The following is an 18,374-nucleotide window of genomic DNA, read 5'->3' as shown; positions in this document are numbered from 1 at the left end:
CCTTCTCCCGGCCCGCTACCGGGCGTCGGTCTCCAGCGCCGGCGCGGTCGCGGGCCGTGCCGGCGCCGCCGCCGGAGGCGTCCGGTGCACGATGTGCCGGGCGATCCGCTGGGCCGCGAAGCCCGCGCCGTGCACGAACCGCATCACCGGCCCGAACGTCGGCGCCGCCGCCAGCCCCGCGAAGTACAGCCCCGGCATCGAGGACTCGAAGTTCGCGCTGAGCACCGGCGCGCCGAGCCGGTTGTCCACCCGCACCCGCAGCTCCGGCGAGAGCATCGTCAGCCGCTCCACGTCCGGCACGAACCCGGTCGCCGCGATCACGTGCTCGGCCTCGACGACCAGCCGCCGGCCCGTCCGGTCGATGGTGGTGACCGCGACGACGTCGTCCTGCTCGACGGCCTTCACCAGCCGCCGGCCCGTCGACACGCGGATCCGCTCGTCCAGCCGGTCCCGCAGCCACCAGGACCCGGCCGGCGGCAGCGTCTCGCGGACCAGCCGCAGCCGGGTCCGCTCCGGCAGGTACCGGACGAGCCCGGGCCGCTGCGACCACACCCACGTCCGGTACCCGGTGCCGAGCCCGGACCGCGGGCCCTGGCGCAGCCGCTCGGGAAGGGTGCGGTGCTCCTTCGGCACCGTGTTCCAGTCGATCTCGCCGCGCCGCGCGATGACGTGCGGGTGCGCGCCCGCGTCGGCGAGCAGCACCGCCGTCTCCAGCGCGGACTGCCCGGCCCCGACGACCGCGACGTCCTTGCCCGCGAACAGGCTGAGGTCGCGGTGGTCGCCGCTGTGCGAGACGAGCCAGGACGGCATGCCCGCCAGCTCGTCGGGGACGCGCGCGAACGGCCCGACGCCGACCGCCATCACGACCGCGCGGGCCGCGATCGTCTCGCCGGTGGACAGCGTCACCGCGTACCCCGACGGCGCGCCGCGCTCGACGCTCACCACCTCGACGGGCTCGGTGCCCGGGACCGCCTGCTCGGCGAACCAGCGGCCGTAGGCGACGAAGGTGTCCAGCGGGATGGGCCGGCCGAGCCGCCAGTCCGGATGGCGGTCGGTGAAGCGCAGGCCCTCCTGCGGCGCCCCGAGGTTCGAGGCGAACGGCTCGGACTTCAGGTGCATGCCCTCGGGCATGCTGGTGGCCCAGTACTCCATGGGCGTGCCGATGATCCGCACCCCCAGCCCGAGGTTCTGCAGGTGCGCGGCGGTCGACAGGCCGTAGGGCCCGGCGCCGACGATGACGACGTCGCTGACCGAATCGGTCATTTCTCGTTCCCCCGATGTGTGTGTCAATGCGTGTGGAAGGGCCGCCCGCGGGCGGGCGGCGCCGCCTCAGGACGGGCGCGGGTCCCGCCGCCGGGCGGCGCGCAGCACGCTCTGCCGGCCCATGGCCAGGAACGGCGGCAGGTCGTCGCCGGCGTACCAGGCCAGCTCGTCGGCCTGGCGCAGCGGGCGGAGGGTCCCCGCGCGCAGCAGCGGACGGCCGATCGACTGCTTCAGGTAGTGGTTCTCCACCAGCAGCCGGCGGCCGAACGCCGGCAGCGCCGGCGGGACCTCGCGCCCGGACTGGTCCAGGTGCAGGACGCGGACGAGGTCGAGCCCGCGCCGGTCGGTGAACAGCCGGAACTGCGCGCCGATCCGCGGGTTGAAGTCCAGCAGGTGGTAGGCGCCGGTCCCGGCGTCGAAGCGGAAGTCCAGGTCGACCAGCCCCCGGCAGCCGAGCGTCCGGACGGTCTGGACGGCGAGCCGCTCCAGCTCCGGGTTGCGCGCCCACTCCCCCGCGATCGTGTGGCCGGCCTGCGGCGGATGCGCCAGGTGCTTGCGGCCGGTGGCGCCGAACAGGCAGTCCAGCGACGCGTCGAAGTAGCCCTGGAAGAACCAGTCGCCGCCGGCCTTCGGGATGCGCCGCTGCAGGATCAGCGGGCCCGCGTCGCCGTGCGGGTCGCGCCGGAGCCCGGCCGCGAACAGCCGGTACGCCTCGTCCAGGGTGTGCGCGACGGTGGTGCTGCGCATGCCGGGCGGCAGCCGCCACGGCCGCGCCCATTTCGCGATCAGCGGCAGGCCGAGCTCGGCGGCGGCGTCCTCGACGTCGGCGGCGCTGCGCGGCGTGCGGCTCTGCGGGCACGGCACGCCGTGCTCCCGCAGCGCCGCGATGAGCTGCGACTTGTCGGCGACGCGGCGCGGGACGCCCGGGTCCTGGTGCGGGAAGGCGAACGCGGGCGCGAGCGCCTCGGCGTGCTCGGCGACGAACAGCGCGCCGGCGTCGTCGACCGGCAGCAGCAGCGCCCGGCGGCCGATCCGCTCGGCGATGCCGTGCAGGTGGCGGACCAGCTCGGCGGGCCGCTCGGCGGGCGGCGCCCACGGGTGCCCCCGGTGCAGGTAGCGCGACCGGGCGGCCGGGCTGGCGCGGCCCTCCAGGATCGCGTGCACCGGCACCCCGGCGCGGCCGAGCGAGCGGATCGCGCCGAGGCTCCCGTGGTGGAAGAGGTTGTGGTCGGTGCGCAGCAGCAGGACGGGCAGCCCGGGATCGAGCGGCGGCCGCACCGGCGGCGGCGTCGCCTCCGGGAGCGGCCCCGCGGAGATCCGGGACCTCCGTCCGAAAGGCTGGGTCAGGGTGTCGAGGAACATCCGCGTCAGCCGGCCGGTTCCGGCGGATTGAGGCGCACGGCTAGCCTTCCCTTTCAAGGTAAATTTTGTGATCGGCCGCTTGGCCGATTCGTTCGCTGCGGCCGCCAGAGGGCATACGATACGCATGCGAGCTGCGAATATCCATTCGACCGGGCGGCGGCCGCAGGAAACGCGGCGGAAAAGGCGCGCACCGCTCCTGCCGTTCTCCCCGGTATTGCTCGGCTCCGCCGCGCTGGTCGCGCTCGCGGCGTCCACCCTGGTCACCTGGTTCCAGCCGCAGGCGGCGCATAAAACGGTGAATTATGTGCCATTGGGGGCATTTCTCGGGTCCGGCGCCGAAGGCGTCGCGCGGGTGGAGCGGTTCCAGCGCTGGCTCGGCTCCACGGTGACGGTCGGGCGCACCTACCTGCCCGGCGACTCCTGGGCGGACGTCGAGGGCCCGCCGCAGATCCTGCAGCCGTGGACGCGCTGGCGGGAGGCCGCCCCGGGCCGGACGCTGGCGGTCAACGTGCCGATGATGGCGCCGAACGAGGCGGAGCTGCCGCCGACGGTGCTGTCCTCGCTGCTGCGCGGCGGCGCGGCGGGCGCGTTCGACGACCACTACCGGGCGCTCGCGCGCAACCTGGTCGGGCTGAACGCCGGCGACTCGGTGCTCGTCCTCGGCTGGGAGATGAACGGCGACGTCTACGACGGCCGGTGCGCGCCCGACCCCGGCGCGTGGAAGGCGTACTGGCGGCGCATCGTCACGGCCATGCGCGCGGTCCCCGGCGCGGGTTTCCGGTTCGATTTCGCGCCGAACCGCGGCCACGACGCCGTCCCGTGGACGGACTGCTATCCCGGCGACGACGTCGTGGACATCATCGGGTCCGACAGCTACGACCAGCCGCCCGGGGACTCCTTCCAGGACTACATCGATCAGCCGTACGGGATGAGGGCGCAGGCCGACTTCGCCGCCGCGCACGGCAAGCCGATCTCCTTTCCCGAATGGGGCCTGTTCCGCAACTCCGACAACCCCGAATATATCCAGGGAATGCATGACTGGATCGTTTCGCATAACGTGGTCTATCAGTCGATCACGGACTACTGCCCGCACGGCGTGTGGGAATGCGGCGCCAACCCGCGGTCGGCGCAGGCCTACCGCGAGCTGTTCGGCGGCGTGACCGCCCCGTCCCCGAGCCCGTCGGGCAGCGCCGCCGATCCGCCCGCCGGCTCGCCCGCCCCGGCGTCCCCACCGGCGTCCGCTCCAGCGTCCGTTCCGGCGTCCGTTCCGCCACCGGTGCCAAACCCCGCGCCCTCGGCATCGAGCCCCGCGCCGCCGCCCGCCCAACCGGCGCCGCCCGCGTCGAACACCACGCCGGCGCCGGCTCCACCGCCCGCGAACACGCCGCCCGCACCGCCCGCGCCGCCCGCCGACCCGGCGCGGCCCGCGCCCGACATCGCCAGGACCTCCGAGTCGGCCAGGACGTCCGCGCCCAGGAGCTGAGCCTCCGACGTCGAGGCCGCCGCGAGCACGCCGGACGCGCCGTCCGGCACCGGCACGCCGGCGACCTCGCACGTGACGGCCGCGAGCCGCGCCACCGTCTCGGTGATGTCGTAGGCCGCCGCCGCGCCGGCCGCCGCACGGCCCTCCCGCTCCGCGACCCCGGGGAACAGCAGCCGGGCCGCCAGCGCGTCGGCGAGCGCGCCCGGGTCGTCCACCGGGACCAGCGCCCCGAGCCCGGGGCCGACGACCTCCTTGATGCCGGGGATGTCCGTCCCGACGAGGGACCGGCCGGTGGCGAGCGCCTCCAGCGCGGTCAGCGGCAGCCCCTCCCAGCGGGACGGCAGCACGACGACGTTCGCCGCCGCCAGCCAGTCGCGCGGGTCCTGCACCGCCGGGACGAACCGGACGCCCGGCACCCGGCGGCGGCGCAGCGCGTCCCGGTCCTCGCCGTCCCCGACGATCGCCAGCCGCGCCGACGGGCACCGCGCGGCGACCGCCGGCCAGGCCGCGACCAGCACGTCCTGCGCCTTCTGCCGGGTCAGCCGGCCGACGCACACCGCGAGCGGCGCGGCGGCGGGCAGGCCCAGCCGGGTCCGCGCCGCGAGCCGGGCGGACGCGTCGGCGGGCCCGAACCGGCGCCGGTCCACCCCGTTGCGGACCAGCCGGAACGGGCCCCGCACGCCGGCCCGCATCCCCGCCCGCAGCTCGCCCTCGCCGACGCAGACCAGCGCGTCCGCGCGGCGGGCCGCGAGCCGCTCCCAGATCCGGCTGACCAGGTCCTGCCGGCCGGTCGCCGCGAGCCACGACCAGCCGTGCGGCTGGAAGATCGTCGGCACCCCGCACGGGCGGCCCGGCAGCCGTCCGGCCAGGCCGGCCTTCGAGGAGTGCAGGTGCACGACGTCCGGCTCGAAGCCCCGCACCAGGCGGCGCAGGCGCAGCGCCTCCAGCGGCGTCCGCGGGCCGGGCGCGCGGTGGGCGTCCCAGTTGAACCACGGCACGCCCGCCGCCGCGCAGCGGGCCGGCAGGTCGCCGCCGGACGGGCAGGCGACCGCGACCTCCCAGCCGCGCCTGCGCTGGTCGGCGACCGCCTGCCCGACGTAGACGGCGACGCCGCCCGCGTTCGGCTGGCTGACGTGCAGTACCCGCAGCGGGGCGGCGGCGTCAGCCATGCCCCGGCTGCCCGCCCTCGCGCGTCCCGCCGTGCGCGGGCGCCGCGCCCGTGCTCCCCGCATCGCCGCGGGGTGCGGCGGTGCGGGGGGCGTCTTCGCGGGGCTGGGGCACGTCGACGCGGGGCGTCGGCGTGTCGTCGCCGGGCCGGGTCGGCAGGGGGACGGGCGCCGGCCGGTGGTGCCTGCGCGCGGCCAGGCCCGCGCGGACCAGGGCCATCCCCGCGAACACCGGCGCCGGGACGGCGCGGCCGAGGATGATCCGCTGGTTCTGGACGCGGCTCGGCCGCCATTTCAGCTTGTAGGGTTCCTCGCCGCGCAGCAGGTTGACGGCCTGGCGGCCACGCGCGCGCGCCAGGGCGAGGTCCTCGCGGAGCAGCATCAGCGTGACGTCCACGCTGTCGCGCAGCTCTGGGATCGCCCCGTACAGGTAGGCGCCCACGAACCGGTGCCCGATGAGGACGAGGTCGCTGGCGACGAGCCGCCCGTCCCACCGGTACTGGAGGATGGCGGCGCGGCCCTCGCGGACCATCGCGGCGCCCGCCTCCGCCAGGTGGCGGCGGAACCGCTCGCGGGTGTGCTCGGGGTTCATCGGCCGGTTGCGCCACTGCCGGGCGTGCAGGTCCAGCAGCGCGGCGACGGCGTCCCCCGCCGCGTCCGGCGGGACGGTCTCGACGGTGATGCCCCGGACGTCGATCTTGCGGAGTTTCGCGCGCATCTTGCCGGCGCTGCGGCCCGGCAGCCGCGCCAGCACGTCGTCGATGCCGGTGCAGGGCAGTTCCATGCAGACCGACGCCGGCATCCGCCACGACCGGCCCGGCCAGCGCTGCGCCACCTGGTGGACGACGGAGCCGGGGCGCACCTCGCGCAGGTCGACCGCGCAGCGGCCGCGCATCCGGTGCAGCGCGCGGGCGAGGTGCTCGACGGCGCCGTCGGCGTAGGCGGGGTCGAGCAGGAAGTCGGTGAAGTCGCTCTGCTCGTCGGCGATCGGCACGAGCACGGGGAAGCCCCAGCGGCCCGCCGTCATCAGCGGCGCGGCGGCGACGAGCCGGCCCCGGTGCCGGACGAGGACGAGCCGCAGCCGCCCGCGGATCCCGTACCAGCCCCACCAGGCGCTGAGCCACTCGTGGGTCTGGAACGGCGTGGCCTCCGGGCTGCGCTCGTACAGGTCGCGCAGCTCGCCGGCGAGTTCGATGAGCGCGCCCTCGTCGCGGCGCACCTCCACCTGCCAGGTCCCGGCGGGCGCGGCGGCCCTGCGCGGGCGGATCGTGCTGGACAGCGTCACGAGTTCACCTCCACGGGCTCGGCGGCCGGGCTCGGGACCGCGCCGCGCGGCGGCCGGGACGCGTCGTGCTGGCCGCGCCCGCGCCGCCCGCTCAGCACGGCGGCGCCGAGCCCGGCGAGCAGCACGCCGGACGCGGTGCCGACCGCGACGTCCAGCGGCAGGTTCGGCGACGACGGCGCCGACGGGGTCGCGGCCATGCTCATCAGCGCGACCCGGACGCCGGTGTCGGTGCGGTGCGACGTGCCGTACCGGACGAGCGCGTCGGCGGCGGCGTTGGCGAACGCGGCGGCGCCGGCCGGGGTGTCCGCGCTGCCGGCGAGCTTGATCAGCGGCGTGTCCGGCGAGGTGGACGACTGGATGTGGTCGCGGGTCGCGGCCATCGCGCCGTCCGGCAGCGGGATCGAGGAGTAGGCGAGGGTCTCCGGCAGCGGCGCGAGCCGCCCGAACGCCTGCGCGAAGCTGACCGCCGCGGGCCCCTGGGCGCCGTCGCCGTCGTCCACGACCAGCACGTAGGCGGTGGCGGTGTAGGTCGCGGGCGCGAACAGGGCGTAGCCGAGCCCGCCGAGGAGCCCGCTCAGCACGAGCGCGACGGCGGGGCCGAACCGGCGGAGGCACGCGGCCAGCGGCGCGCGCAGCCGGCCGGCGGCGCGGCGTGGCGTCGCGGCGGCCCGGCCCGCCGCCCGGCGGGCCGCGAGCCGCCGCGCGGCACGGCCGGTGGGCGGGGCGGCGCCTGCGTCGGCCGGCTGCTCGGCCGGTCCGCCGGCGGCCGGCTTCCCGGTGGCCGGTTTCCGGGCGGCCGGCTTCCTGCTGGTGTCACGTTGCGACATCGGCTGACCCTTCTCTCATGCCGTCATGTCGGGATGGACTCGCGGGCGGGCCGGGCCCGGCCGGCGCGCGGCGCGCCGCCCGCGTAGAGCCGGGCGAGCTTCGCGGCCTGCTCCGCGATGGCGTAGCGGTGGACGGCCGGCGGCACCGGGACCCGTCCGGTGCGGCGGCCGAGTTCGGCGCTCCAGGCGTCCGGCCCGGCGGCGGCGGGCAGGCGCACGGCGTCCGGGGCCTCCCCGCGCGGAAGGCCGTCCAGGGCCGGGCAGGCGGTGCGGACGACGGGCAGCCCGGCGGCCAGCGCCTCCAGGACCCCGAGGCCGAACGTCTCCTGCGTGGACGGGGCGGCGAACACGTCCATGGCCGCGAGGGCCGGCGCCACGTCGCCCGTCGCACCCGCGAGGACGACGCGGTCGGCCACGTGCCGGGCACGGGCGAGCCGGTGGAGCCGCGCGCGCTCCGGGCCGTCGCCGACGATCAGCAGCCGGGCGCCGGGCATCCGGGCGACGGCCTCCACGAGCAGGCCGAAGCGCTTGGTCGGGACGAGGCGTCCGACGGCGCCGACGACGTGGGCGTCCGCCGGGATGCCGAGGCGCAGGCGGGTGGCGGTGCGACGCGCGGGGGCGAAGGCGAACGCCGTGGGCTCGATCCCGTTGGGGATGACCGTGATGCGGTCCGGCCGGACGCCCCACGCGCGCAGCCGTGTCGCGACCGTCGGGGACACCGCGACCGTCATGGAGCCGAGGTGCTCCGTCGCCCGGTAGAGGGCCTGGACGGCGCGGGTGGTGCGGCGGCCCTCGATGTGGCCGTCGCCCAGCGAGTGCTCCGTGGCGATGATGCGCGGCGTTCCGGCCAGCCGGGCGGCGACGCGGCCGTAGACGCAGGCGCGGTACAGGTGCGTGTGGACGACGTCGTACCCGCCGTCGCCGATCACCCGGACGAGGCGCGGCAGCGCGGCGAGGTCGCGGTTGCCGCGCATGCCGATCTCGTGGACGGGCACGCCGCCGCGCCGGATCTCCTCGCCGACCGCACCCGCGTGCGTCAGCGTCGCCACCTCGCAGTCCAGCGGGAGATGGCGCAGGAGCAGCGCGAGCTGGCGCTCGGCGCCGCCGTGCTCCAGTCCGGTGATGACGTGCAGGACGCGGGTCACAGGCGGCTCCGCCACTGCAGCTGATGCCGGATGATCTTCGCGCGGAGCCGCAGGCCGCCGTCCCGCTCGCCGATGTAGGCGCGGCCGAGCGCGTGCCGGGACGGCTCCTGCGGGCGGATGTCGCAGGCGTAGTCGTACCCGGCGGCGCGGACGGCGGCGATCTCGCGGGCCGTCGCGTGCCCGTACGGGTAGGCGAAGCCGGTGACCTGCCGCCCGACGATGCCCTCCAGGGCGGTGCGGCTCTCCTCGAGCTCCTCGCGCAGCTCGGTGTCGTCCACCTCGGGGAGCGACACGTGGTGGCGGCCGTGCGAGGCGACCTCCATGCCGGTGTCGGCGACGGTGCGCAGCTGCTCGGCGGTCATGAGCGGCTTGCGGGGGCCGTCGTCCCAGGCGTTGTAGGAGCCGACGCGTCCGGACACGGCGAAGACGGTGGCGCCGAACCCGTAGCGGACGAGGACGGGCAGCGCGCGGGTGGCGAAGTCGGCGTAGCCGTCGTCGAAGGTGAGGCCGACGAGGCCGCGCGCGCGGCCCTCGGCGTGCTCGGCGAGCAACTCCGCCATCCCGACGCCGCGCAGCCCGCGGGCCCGCAGCCAGGCCATCTGCCGCTCGAACCGGTGCGGCGAGACGGTCACCAGGTGCGGGTCGTCATCGCACCGGTCGATCGAGTGGTACATCAGCACCAGCGGCGGCGGCTCGACCTCCTGCGGAGGCTGCGCGGGCCGCGCCGCCGGCTCTGTCGCCGGCACGGGCATCGTCTGCGGCGTCGTGTGCGGCGCCGGTTCGGTCGGCTGGGTCACTGGTTCCCCCGGAAGAAGTGCGGCCGCGGCGGACGAGCGCGCCGGGCCTCCATGAGGGCCATGGGATCGCCCATGGCGCGATGAGGTCGCGTCCCGCGGCGGCGATCAGCGCGGCGAACGCGGCGGCGGTGACGATGCCGCCGGCGGCGAGCCGGGCGATCGCGGGCGCGGTCCCGCCGGACCGGCCCAGCGGCCCGGTGGCCAGCAGGGCGGCGGCGCCGGCGAGGGACGCGAAGAGGACGAGCCGGGCGACGTCCGCGGCGACGCGGCGCAGCGCGATCGGCGCGACGCGGGCGCGCAGCCCGGCGAGCAGCAGGACGGCGGCGAGCGTGATGCCGGCGGCGTCGGCGGCGGCCAGCGCCACCGTCCCGGTCGCGGCGGCGAGCGCCGCGCAGACGGCGGCGGTGACGGCGAGGCCGCCCGCGAGGACGCCGGCGGGCCGCCACGGCGGCCGTCGCAGCGCGAAGAACGCGCGGGCGGCGAGCCCCACCGTCGACTGCCCCCACAGCCCGAGCGCGTAGACGCGCAGGGTGGCGGCGGTGTCGCGGGTGTCGGCGGCGGTGAACTCGCCGTGCTGGAACAGCACCCGGATGACGGCGGGCGCGAACGCGATGAGGAACGCGGTGGCGCACAGCACCAGGCCGCCGGCGACGACGAGGTCCTGCTGGACGCGGCGGGCGACGCCGCCGGTGTCGCCGTCCGCCGAGGCGCGCGCGAGGCGCGGGAACGTCACCGTGACGATCAGCAGCGACAGCACCATCGGGACCTGCGCGACCTTCTGCGCGTAGTTGAGGTGCGAGATCGACCCGGCGGCGAGGCCGGAGCCGATGAACCGCTCGACGAACACCTGCGCCTGGCGGGTCACGGTGTAGACGACGACGGGCGCGACGGCGGCGAGGCCGAGCCGCAGGCCGGCGCGGTCCAGCTGCGGCGCGGCGTCCTCGCGCAGGCAGCGGGCGAACGCGGGCAGCTGCACGGCGACCATGAGGACGCTGCCGCAGGCGACGCCGATCGCCGCGCTCATGATGCCGACGAGCCCGGCGAACCCGGCGATCAGCGCGAGGATCCCGACGTTGTACGCGAGGTAGATCGCGGCGGGCGGGCCGAACCGGTGGTGGGCGCGCAGCGTCGCGCTCATGAACCCGGCGACGCCGAACGTGACGACGGTGAGCGCGGTCAGCCGGACGCACCGCACCGCCGGCCCCGGCTCGGTCAGCCCCGGCGCGAGGGCCTCGACGACGGCGGGGGCCGCGAACCCGAGCACCAGCGTGACGACGGCGAGGCCGGCGACCATCCGGGGCAGCGTCGTCGCGGTGAAGGGGCGCAGGCCGCCGCCGCGGGCGAGCAGCCGGGTGACGACCGGGACCATCAGCAGCGCCATCGCGTCCTCGATGAGCAGCGGCGACACGGTCTCGGGGATCGTCCAGGCGACGAGGAACGCGTCGGTGGCGCCGCTCGCGCCGAACCGGTGCGCCATCACCAGGTCGCGCACGAACCCGAGCCCGGTGCCGGCCGCGATCAGGACGCCCGACAGCGCGGCGGCCCGTCCGACCGAGCCGCCCCGCCGCACGTCCCGCGCCGTCATCCGCCGGCCCCGCCCGGCCGGTCGGGGGCGGTGCCGCGGCCGAGGCCGAAGGCGCGGCGGGCGGCGGCGCCGAGCAGCACGCCGGTGAGCACGCACGTCGGCCCGCCCATGTCCGCGTACAGGAAGTTGACCAGCAGGAACGTCATGAACGCGGTGCCGGTGAGCCAGAACGGGTCGCGCAGGTCGCGGCGCGTCCACAGGCCCCACAGGATCGCGGCGGGCAGCGCGGCGAACCCGGCGAAGCCCAGCACGCCCTGCTCGGACAGGACCAGCAGGTACTCCTCGTGCGGGGACAGCAGCGGCTGCCGCCGGTAGCCGTTGACCGGGTCGTCGGTCTCGCTGCCGGACGACAGCTCGATGCCCGCGTAGGCGTCCCGGTAGGCGGGGAAGTTCTTCACGCCGACGCCGGTGACCGGGTGGTCGGTCCAGATCCGCCCGGCGGCGGCCCACAGGTTGTAGCGGTCGCTGACCGACTGGTCCGGGTCGTTCACCGAGCTGGCGATCGACGCGGACCGCTGGACGACCTCGCCGCCGCCGAGCAGCCCGAACACGACGAGCCCGAGCGCGGCGCAGCAGACCGCCGCCTTCACCGCGAGCCACCGGTCGAAGACCAGCAGCATCAGCGCGACGGCGGCGCCGAGCGCGATCCAGCTGCCCCGGCTGAGCGCGAGCAGCAGCGCGAGCGCCAGCACGCCGAGCCCGGCGAGCGCGACGGGTACCGCCGCGGCGCCGTACCGGGGCGCGACCAGCGCGAACGCCGTCAGCACCAGGAACGCGAACCCGACGACGATGGACATCGCCATGACGTCGGCGGCGCCGAACGTGCCGACCGCCCGGACGTTCTCGCCGCCGATCGACGCGCCCGTCCCGCTGAGCGACTGCCAGATCCCGTACAGCGCCTCGCCGAGCCCGAGGCCGAGCACCGAGCCGAACACGATCCCGAGGTCGCGGCGGTCCCGCGCGAGCAGTACGACCGCGAGCGGCACCAGCACGAAGATCTGCACGTCCCGCACGAACCCGGACATGCTGGACGCGATGTCGGTGGACGCGACCGTCGTCACCCCGAACGCCACGGCCGCCGGCGCGAACGCCCAGCAGGCCCGGCGCGGCACCGCGACCCGCCGCGTCGCCACCAGCAGCACGGCCGCCCCGACCAGCACGGCGCTCGCGACGTCGCCCGCGGTGACCTGCACCCCGGTGCCGTCGCCGCCGTCGCCGCCGGGCGGGACGCCGACGCACGCCACGGTCGCCGCGACCAGCCAGCTCGGCCGGCCGCGCAGGTCCGCGAGGACGCGCCGGGACGCCCGCGCCGTCCGGCCCGGGCAGGGGACGGCCGTCGTGCGGTGCCGGGGCAGCGTCGTCGTGCGTGCCGCTTGTGGGGGACGACCCCCCACACCCCCCGGCAAAGGCAGCCGCACGCCCTCGCTTCGCTCGGTCATGCGTGCCGCTTGTGGGGGACGACCCCCCACACCCCCTGGCAAAGGCAGCCGCATGCCCTCGCTTCGCTCGGTCATGCGGCGTCCCGGCAGAGCATCGTCCGCACCGTCAGCAGCAGGATGCGCAGGTCCGACCCGAGCGTCCAGTGGTCGATGTAGTGGTTGTCGAGGCGGGCGCGCAGCTCGATCGAGGTGTCGCCGCGGAACCCGTGCACCTGCGCCCAGCCCGTCATCCCGACGGGGACGCGGTGCCGCAGCATGTAGCCGGGGCACGACCGGGAGAACTGCTCCACGAAGTGCGGGCGCTCCGGGCGCGGCCCGACCAGGCTCATGTCGCCGCGGACGACGTTCCACAGTTGCGGCAGCTCGTCCAGCGACGTCCGGCGCAGGAACCGGCCGACCGGGCCCATCCGGTGGTCGCCCTCGACCGTCCAGCGGGTGTCGGACTCCTGCTCGTCCGCGGGCTTGAGGGTGCGGAACTTCAGCAGCACGAACTCCTCGCCGCCGCGCCCGATCCGCCGCTGCCGGAACAGCACGCCGGGGCCGCCCTCCAGCCGGACCGCGGCGGCGCACGCGGCCAGCACCGGCGCCGCCAGCAGCAGCGCGAGCAGCGCGCCGGCCAGGTCGAGCGCGCGCTTGGCGAGCCGCGGCGCAGCGCCGCGCAGCCGCCAGTCCACCCGCGCGCACGGCAGCCCGGCCAGGTACTCGCGCCGGGCCGGCGCCACCGGCACCACGTCCGACGGCGGTTGGACGAGCAGCGTCTCGCACGGCAGCCCGAACACCAGCCGCAGCACCGCGTCGAGCCGGCCGGGATGGACGTCCTCGGCGACGATCACCACGGTGTCGGCGCCGTGCTCCTCGACGAGCGCGGGCAGGTCGGCGGCGTCACCGAGGACGGGCTGGCCCGGCGCCGCGTCCGTCCCGCCGGCCGCGACCAGCCCGACCGGGGCGAGGCCGAGGTCGCCGCGCCCGAGCAGGATGTCGACGACGTGCTCGCTCATCGCCCCCGTCCCGACGACGAGGGCGGTGCGGGCGCGCGACCGGCGGCACCGGTAGGTGCGCACGGCGGCGTTCCCGAACGCCCGCACGGCCAGCGAGAGCAGGCCGGCGACCGACGCGATCAGCAGCCACGTGGCCGTCCCGGCGCGCGACGGCGCCGCACCGGGCGTCAGGGCGGGCAGCAGCGCGGCGGCCAGCGCGCCGACCACCAGCGTCCGCACCAGCACCGGGCGCGCGTCCGCCAGCAGCGACGGGCTGCGCCGGATCCGGTACAGCCCGCCCGAGGCGTTCAGCGCGATGACGGCGGCGGACGCGGCGGCGGGCAGCGCCCCGTCGGGGCCCGCGCCGCGCGCGACCGACACGGCGGCGGCCATCGCCCAGCCGTCGGCGACGGCGAGGCAGGCCGGGTACAGCACGGCGATCGGGGCCGGGGTCCGGCGGCGGCGCGGCGGCGGGGACGGCGGGTCCGCGAGGGGCGCCCCGGAGCCGACGGGGGCGCTCGAGTCGATGGAGGCGCTCAGCCCCTGGGCTCTCATCTCCCGCGTCCCTTCGCTGACAGGAACTCACCGGCAGGTGGCGGCGCCGGCTCCGCCGTGCCATGGCGCCGCGCGCATTCCCCGCCGCCGAACACGGGGTCCGCGAGCGGCCACGGCCCAGCATCGCAGCGCGAACCGGCGCCGATCGGCGCTTTTAACGAAGGCCACCGCAGTCTTGAATAGAAGATCGACACTGTCCGGGTGCTACCCACGTGACCTGCGGCGACGACCCCATCACCGGCCATCGCTTTCGCCAAGAAACACCAAGGGCCGCGGCCCCGCGGCGGCCCTTGCATTTCCATATCCCGGGACGCCGCCGATGCCTTTCCTTTTCGCCCGACCCCGCGCCGATTGCGAGCAATGACATGCGTTCCGCCGCCCCCGCCGGCCCCCCGGCCGCGGCCCCCGGGCGGTGCCGGCCGCGCCGGCGCCCGGCCCGCCGCGGTGAACGCCTGGGGCGCCTGCGGCGAAAGATGAGGAGAACCCCCTGCGCGACGCGAACCTTCCGGGCACGATGGACGTCACATGTGATCGGGCGTGTTGACCGGCCGTCCCCCTGGTACGGGCCGGGCTCGAAGGGCCGTTCGTCAGCGATCGCGTTGCGGGGTCCGCGCTCCGCCGGGTTCGGGTGGGCTGGATGAGGGAGTACGGTGCGAGGGAAGTCGGTTGCGGTGGTCGCTCTGGTGCTGGGGCTGGCGACGGCGTGCGGTGGCAGCGGCGGCGAGGGCGGGACGACCGCGGCGGGCGGTGAGGACGGCGCCCCCAAGGTGACGATCACCCCCGCGAACGGCGCCGGCAAGGCCCGCCCGGACGAGGGCGTGACGGTGGCGGCCGCCGGCGGCACGCTCGGCCAGATCTCGGTGCAGCTGAAGAGCACCGCGTCCGGCAGGACGGTCCCGGTCCCCGGCGAGCTGTCGGCGGACAAGCGGCAGTGGCACTCCACCTGGACGCTCCAGCCGGGCGGCACCTACCAGGTGTCGGCCACCGCCACCTCCCCCAAGGGCAAGGCCACCACGGCCACCAGCGCGTTCAAGACGAGCAAGGCGACGGCCGCCACGGTCATCAACAACGTGGTGCCGAGCGCGAACGAGACGGTCGGCACGGGCATGCCGGTCTTCATCCAGTTCAACAAGACGGTCCCGGTCAAGGCGCGCGCCGCGATCGAGAAGAGCATCGAGATCTCCTCGACGAAGCCGACCGAGGGCGCCTGGCGGTGGCTGGCGCCGGGCGAGTCGTTCAACGGCCTGCCGTCCCTGGTGTTCCGCCCGAAGCACCCGTGGGCGCCGCACCAGCGGGTCTCCGTCACCGTCCACTACGCCGGCCTGAAGATCGGCGACAACGTGTTCGGCAACAAGGACACCACCCGCTCGTTCAAGATCGGCGACTCGCACACCATCCAGGTGAACGCCAAGACCGACCGGCTCGTGGTCAAGAAGAACGGCCGCACCGTCCGGTCCTGGGGCGTCAGCCTCGGCGCCGGCGGCGACGTCCAGTCCGACGGCGTCGACCACCTGCTCACCACCAGCGGCGTCCACCTGACCATGGACCACAGCCGGCTGGAGCGGATGCGCCCGCCGGGCAAGAAGAAGGGCGACCCGGGCTGGTACGACGAGCAGGTCCCGTGGGCGACCCGCATCTCCAACAGCGGCGAGTACATCCACCAGAACATGGACGACCCGACCTGCCTGGGCGACCGCAACTGCAGCCACGGCTGCGTCCGCTCCCCCGGTGACGACGCCAGGTGGTTCTACGGCTGGTCCTACCGCGGCGACATCGTCACCATCACCGGCACGAAGCGGAACCTGGAGTGGTGGAACGGCTGGGGCTACTGGCAGATGTCGTTCGCCAAGTGGACGTCGGGCGGCGTCCTCGACAAGCCCGTCACGACCGCCGCCCTCAAGGCCTGACCCCTCCCTCCCGCGTCTTCCCGTCCGTGGCCGCGCCGATCCTCTGAGATCGGCGCGGCCACGGCGTCTACCGGCAGGACCACGGCGTTTACCGGGTGTTGGCCACGCCCATGCCCGCGCTTACGTTCCACCCGAACCGGGGCTACATAGCGTCGTCGTATGGGCAGTGTCATCACGCGGCAGCAGGTCATCGATGTCGCCACCCGCCTGTTCGGCGAACTCGGCTACGACGGAACCCCCATGCAGCTGATCGCGGACGCCCTGGGCACCGGGTCCACGGCGGTCATCGAGGCGGCGGGCGACAAGCGCGCCATCTACCTGGAGGTCATGCGGCAGGCGTTCGAGGCCGAGCGGGACATGCTGGAGACGGTCGTCGACCAGGCCGAACCCGGGCGGCGGGCCATCCACCAGATCGTCGACGGCTACCTGGACTTCCACCTGGAGCATCCGCAGAACCGCGCGCTGTGGGCGCACCGGTGGGTGGCCGACGCCGCCGACATCTCCGAGCTGGAGGACCACTACGCGCGGCCGCTGTTCCACCTGGCCATCCGCAAGATCCGCGACGTGATCCCGCCGGACGTCAACCCGTTCTACCTGCTCGGCACCATGGTCTGGTGCGTGCACGGCTTCCTCGGCTCGGGCGTCTTCGAGCAGTCCCAGGGCATGCGCAGCGCCTTCGACCCGGAGATCATCGCCTCGTTCCGCGAGCACATGCACGTGCTGATGGACCGGCTGATGAGCCCGTGCCCGGACGCGGACGGCACCGGCCCGCGCTGAGCGTCCCGGCTCAGACGAGCGGGAGGGCGGCGGGTGCGCCCTCGGGGACGGCCGGGGACCGCGGGGCGACGCGTTCGACGCGCCGGTAGGGGGCGCCGGGCTCGGGGCGCGGGTCCTTCTCGCCGCGGTTCGGCCAGAACGCCATCGCCCGCTCGGCCTGCGCCGTGATGGTGAGGGACGGGTTGACGCCGAGGTTCGCGGTGACCGCCGAGCCGTCCACGATGTGCAGGCCGGGGTGGCCGTGGACGCGGTGGTAGGGGTCGACGACGCCGGTCTCGGGCGTCTCGCCGATGACGCAGCCGCCGATGAAGTGCGCGGTGGTCGGGATGTTGAACAGGTCGAACCAGGTCCCGCCGGGGGTGGCGTCCAGCTCGTCGGCCAGAATCCGGACGGCCCGGTGCGCGATCGGGATCCAGGTCGGGTTCGGCTCGCCCTCGCCCAGCCCGGCCGACAGCCGGCGGCGGCCGAGCCGCCCGCGCTTCTCGCTGATCGTGATGGAGTTGTCGGCGGTCTGCATGACGAGCGCGATCACGGTCCGCTTCGCCCAGTCCTTCAGCGACAGGCCGCGCAGGATGACGGTGGGGTGCCGGGCGGCCTGCCCGAGGAACTTCAGCCAGCGGGGAGGGCCGCCGCCGTCGATGAGCAGCGTCCGGATGAAGCCCATCAGGTTGTTGCCGGCGCCGTAGCGGGTCGGCTCGATGTGGGTCTTGTCGTCGGGGTGGAAGGACGAGGTGATGGCGAGGCCGGTGCTGTGGTCGACGTCCTTCTTGCGGTGCCACACCGTCATGCGCTCGACGCCGAGGAGCGCCTCTGAGTTGGTGCGGGTCAGCTCGCCGAGGCGGGGCGACAGGTGCGGGAGGCGGCCGGTGGCGCGCATCCGGTGCAGGAGCCGCTGCGTGCCGTAGGTCCCGGCGGCGAAGACGACGTGCTCGGCGGTCAGCGTGCGGCGCCGCTTGCGCAGCGGCCCGGTGTGCTCCGTCTCGACGGTGTAGCCGCCGCCGTCCAGCGGCGACACCGCCGTGACGGTCGTGTCGGGCAGCACCTCCACGCCGGCCTGCTCGGCCAGGTAGAGGTAGTTCTTCGTCAGCATGTTCTTCGCGCCGACGCGGCAGCCGATCATGCAGGAGCCGCACGCGGTGCACGTCGTCCGGCGGGGGCCGGCGCCGCCGAAGAACGGGTCGTCGTGGTCCTCGCCCGGCCTGTCGCCGAAGTACACGCCGACGGGCGTCGGATGGTAGGTGTCGCCCACGCCCATCCGGTCGGCGACGCGCTTCATCGCCTCGTCCGCCGGGGTGACGAGCGGGTTGACGGTCACGCCCAGCATCTTCTGCGCCTGCGCGTAGAACGGCTTCAGCTCGTCCTGCCAGTCGGTGATGTGGCCCCACTGCCGGTCCTTGAAGAACGGCTCCGGCGGCACGTACAGGGTGTTGGCGTACACCAGCGACCCGCCGCCGACGCCGGCGCCCGCGAGCACCAGCACCCCGGCCTTGCCGCCGACGAGGTGGATGCGCTGGATGCCGCGCATCCCGAGCCGCGGCGCCCACATGTACTTGCGCAGCCGCCAGGACGTCTTCGGCAGCGTCCGCTCGTCGAAGCGGCGGCCCGCCTCCAGGACGGCGACGCGGTAGCCCTTCTCGGCCAGCCGCAGCGCCGACACGCTGCCGCCGAACCCGGACCCGACGACGATCACATCGACGTCGTACGCGTCACCGGACATCGGAGCACCACCTCACTGGACGGCCGAGCATGCGGTCCCCGACTATGGCGCCGCGCTCCGTCGCGCACCATGCACGCCGCGCAACGATT

General features: G+C 75.6%; 13 protein-coding genes and 1 pseudogene. 3 read left to right on the top strand and 11 right to left on the bottom strand.

The annotated features are described in order from the left end of the window. Nucleotides 1-15 precede the first annotated feature (15 nt). Together ACA514_RS38570 and ACA514_RS38565 are read right to left on the bottom strand one after the other, a co-directional pair. Entirely contained in the window at nt 16-1,263 is a 1,248-nt protein-coding gene (locus tag ACA514_RS38570; protein WP_375046245.1) for an NAD(P)-binding domain-containing protein, read from the bottom strand. 66 nt (nt 1,264-1,329) lie between these two features. Then, a complete protein-coding gene (locus tag ACA514_RS38565) occupies nt 1,330-2,625 on the bottom strand; it encodes an ATP-grasp domain-containing protein (RefSeq protein ID WP_375046244.1) in 1,296 nt (431 codons plus the stop codon). A gap of 124 nt (nt 2,626-2,749) precedes the next feature. Here ACA514_RS38565 and ACA514_RS38560 point away from each other — a divergent pair, with 124 nt between their 5' ends. Beyond that, the gene (locus ACA514_RS38560; RefSeq protein ID WP_375046243.1) at nt 2,750-4,108 is read left to right on the top strand and encodes a glycoside hydrolase family 26 protein; all 1,359 of its coding nucleotides are present in this window, start codon (nt 2,750-2,752) and stop codon (nt 4,106-4,108) included. Nucleotides 4,109-4,293: 185 nt separating this feature from the next. Here ACA514_RS38560 and ACA514_RS38555 read toward each other — a convergent pair. The 8 genes and pseudogenes from ACA514_RS38555 to ACA514_RS38520 form a co-directional block, all read right to left on the bottom strand. Continuing rightward, a pseudogene (locus ACA514_RS38555) lies at nt 4,294-5,277 on the bottom strand (glycosyltransferase); the annotation flags it as partial. After that, nucleotides 5,270-6,559, bottom strand: a complete 1,290-nt coding sequence (locus ACA514_RS38550; protein ID WP_375046242.1) for a GNAT family N-acetyltransferase — start codon at nt 6,557-6,559, stop codon at nt 5,270-5,272. The pseudogene ACA514_RS38555 and the gene ACA514_RS38550, both read right to left, overlap by 8 nt. Continuing rightward, nucleotides 6,556-7,386: a hypothetical protein gene (locus ACA514_RS38545; protein ID WP_375046241.1), complete on the bottom strand. Its 831-nt coding sequence runs from the start codon at nt 7,384-7,386 to the stop codon at nt 6,556-6,558. The genes ACA514_RS38550 and ACA514_RS38545 overlap by 4 nt, the downstream gene beginning before the upstream one ends. 23 nt (nt 7,387-7,409) lie before the next feature. Further along, the gene (locus tag ACA514_RS38540; protein ID WP_375046240.1) at nt 7,410-8,531 is read right to left on the bottom strand and encodes a glycosyltransferase; all 1,122 of its coding nucleotides are present in this window, start codon (nt 8,529-8,531) and stop codon (nt 7,410-7,412) included. Then, a complete protein-coding gene (locus tag ACA514_RS38535) occupies nt 8,528-9,283 on the bottom strand; it encodes a polysaccharide deacetylase family protein (RefSeq protein WP_375046239.1) in 756 nt (251 codons plus the stop codon). Before ACA514_RS38535 ends, ACA514_RS38540 begins: the two co-directional genes overlap by 4 nt. Further along, nucleotides 9,177-10,913: a lipid II flippase MurJ gene (locus ACA514_RS38530; RefSeq protein WP_375046238.1), complete on the bottom strand. Its 1,737-nt coding sequence runs from the start codon at nt 10,911-10,913 to the stop codon at nt 9,177-9,179. Before ACA514_RS38530 ends, ACA514_RS38535 begins: the two co-directional genes overlap by 107 nt. Next, nucleotides 10,910-12,352, bottom strand: coding sequence for an O-antigen ligase family protein (locus tag ACA514_RS38525; protein WP_375046237.1), 1,443 nt, complete (start codon nt 12,350-12,352; stop codon nt 10,910-10,912). Before ACA514_RS38525 ends, ACA514_RS38530 begins: the two co-directional genes overlap by 4 nt. A gap of 71 nt (nt 12,353-12,423) precedes the next feature. Next, a complete protein-coding gene (locus ACA514_RS38520) occupies nt 12,424-13,884 on the bottom strand; it encodes an exopolysaccharide biosynthesis polyprenyl glycosylphosphotransferase (RefSeq protein WP_375046236.1) in 1,461 nt (486 codons plus the stop codon). 671 nt (nt 13,885-14,555) lie between these two features. On the opposite strand from ACA514_RS38520, the gene ACA514_RS38515 reads away from it, so the two are divergent. Together ACA514_RS38515 and ACA514_RS38510 are read left to right on the top strand one after the other, a co-directional pair. Then, the gene (locus ACA514_RS38515) at nt 14,556-15,791 is read left to right on the top strand and encodes an Ig-like domain-containing protein (protein WP_375046235.1); all 1,236 of its coding nucleotides are present in this window, start codon (nt 14,556-14,558) and stop codon (nt 15,789-15,791) included. Nucleotides 15,792-15,950: 159 nt separating this feature from the next. Continuing rightward, nucleotides 15,951-16,568, top strand: coding sequence for a TetR/AcrR family transcriptional regulator (locus ACA514_RS38510; RefSeq protein ID WP_375046234.1), 618 nt, complete (start codon nt 15,951-15,953; stop codon nt 16,566-16,568). A gap of 10 nt (nt 16,569-16,578) precedes the next feature. On the opposite strand, the gene ACA514_RS38505 is transcribed toward ACA514_RS38510, so the two are convergent. Then, nucleotides 16,579-18,285, bottom strand: a complete 1,707-nt coding sequence (locus ACA514_RS38505; RefSeq protein WP_375046233.1) for a GMC oxidoreductase — start codon at nt 18,283-18,285, stop codon at nt 16,579-16,581. Nucleotides 18,286-18,374 lie beyond the last annotated feature (89 nt).

The sequence above is a fragment of the Actinomadura sp. NTSP31 genome, from assembly GCF_041951385.1.
In the GTDB taxonomy this organism is placed as follows: Bacteria; Actinomycetota; Actinomycetes; order Streptosporangiales; family Streptosporangiaceae; genus Spirillospora; species Spirillospora napierensis.
This window is presented reverse-complemented; position numbering and strand designations above follow the sequence as displayed.

What these genes read in the sequence shown, in the direction of transcription:
- ACA514_RS38565 (WP_375046244.1), bottom strand. Translation starts at nt 2,625, where the DNA reads ATGTTCCTCGACACCCTGACCCAGCCTTTCGGACGGAGGTCCCGGATC.
- ACA514_RS38570 (WP_375046245.1), bottom strand. Translation starts at nt 1,263, where the DNA reads ATGACCGATTCGGTCAGCGACGTCGTCATCGTCGGCGCCGGGCCCTAC.
- ACA514_RS38510 (WP_375046234.1), top strand. Translation starts at nt 15,951, where the DNA reads ATGGGCAGTGTCATCACGCGGCAGCAGGTCATCGATGTCGCCACCCGC.
- ACA514_RS38535 (WP_375046239.1), bottom strand. Translation starts at nt 9,283, where the DNA reads ATGCCCGTGCCGGCGACAGAGCCGGCGGCGCGGCCCGCGCAGCCTCCG.
- ACA514_RS38525 (WP_375046237.1), bottom strand. Translation starts at nt 12,352, where the DNA reads ATGACCGAGCGAAGCGAGGGCGTGCGGCTGCCTTTGCCGGGGGGTGTG.
- ACA514_RS38545 (WP_375046241.1), bottom strand. Translation starts at nt 7,386, where the DNA reads ATGTCGCAACGTGACACCAGCAGGAAGCCGGCCGCCCGGAAACCGGCC.
- ACA514_RS38560 (WP_375046243.1), top strand. Translation starts at nt 2,750, where the DNA reads ATGCGAGCTGCGAATATCCATTCGACCGGGCGGCGGCCGCAGGAAACG.
- ACA514_RS38505 (WP_375046233.1), bottom strand. Translation starts at nt 18,285, where the DNA reads ATGTCCGGTGACGCGTACGACGTCGATGTGATCGTCGTCGGGTCCGGG.
- ACA514_RS38520 (WP_375046236.1), bottom strand. Translation starts at nt 13,884, where the DNA reads ATGAGAGCCCAGGGGCTGAGCGCCTCCATCGACTCGAGCGCCCCCGTC.
- ACA514_RS38530 (WP_375046238.1), bottom strand. Translation starts at nt 10,913, where the DNA reads ATGACGGCGCGGGACGTGCGGCGGGGCGGCTCGGTCGGACGGGCCGCC.